Source organism: Burkholderia sp. BDU5, assembly GCF_001522845.1.
Taxonomy (GTDB): domain Bacteria; phylum Pseudomonadota; class Gammaproteobacteria; order Burkholderiales; family Burkholderiaceae; genus Burkholderia; species Burkholderia mayonis.
The window spans coordinates 1-736 of the sequence record NZ_LOWC01000044.1 but is presented as its reverse complement, the minus strand read 5'-3'; the positions used below and the strand labels follow the sequence as shown (position 1 = coordinate 736).

Below are 736 nucleotides of genomic sequence, written 5' to 3'. Positions count from 1 at the left end.
ACTATCGAAGGGCTTCGACAATCAGGGCGAAGTTGATAAAGGCAATGAACATCAGATCGAGTTTGTCGAAGCGCGAGAAGATGCGACGAAAGCCCTTCAATCGACGGAACAGCCGCTCGACTTCGTTGCGACGTTTGTACATTTCCCGGTCGTACTCCCAAGGCTCGACGCGCGTGCTCAACGGAGGAACGACCGGGATGAAACCGAGATCGAGCGCGAGCTGTCGGGTTTCGTTACCTTCGTACGCCTTGTCCATCAGCAGGTGCAGCGGCCGATTCGGCGGTCCCAGGCGTTCGAGCAGTGCACGTCCGTGCGGCGCATCGCCGGCTTGACCGGGCGACAGTGCGAACGTTATGGCTGTTCGAGCATCCGCGGCAACCATATGAATCTTGGTTGTCCATCCTCCACGGGACTTGCCGATAGCTTGGGGTCCATTTTTTTTAACGCACCGGTGCCGTCAGGATGAACCTTCACGATCGTGCTATCCAGCGATACCGCTTCAATTCGGACGCGAATAATCTGTGCGCGCTGCAACTCCGTGAACACTCGGTCCAGTACGCCGTTGCGAGACCAACGATTCATGCGCGTGTAGATCGTATGCCAGCGACCGAAACGTGGCGGCAGGCCGCGCCATTTACATCCGTGCTCAGCAACATAGAGGATCGCGTTGAGCACTTGCAGGTTCGGCAGGCTCACATTGCCTCGCTGTCGCGGCAGGCAATGTTCGATCTGTTTG

The 736-nt window shown here is 57.3% G+C and carries 1 protein-coding gene; it reads right to left on the bottom strand.

Annotation, left to right across the window (positions count from 1 at the left end; all coding sequences use genetic code 11):
- Nucleotide 1: 1 nt before the first annotated feature.
- Nucleotides 2-729 (bottom strand): IS5 family transposase gene (locus tag WS69_RS33115; RefSeq protein WP_231747100.1). Its coding sequence is split into 2 segments (ribosomal slippage): nucleotides 2-444 and nucleotides 444-729, totalling 729 coding nucleotides; the frame shifts between segments, so codons are not numbered across the junction.
- Between the last annotated feature and the right edge of the window lie 7 nt (nucleotides 730-736).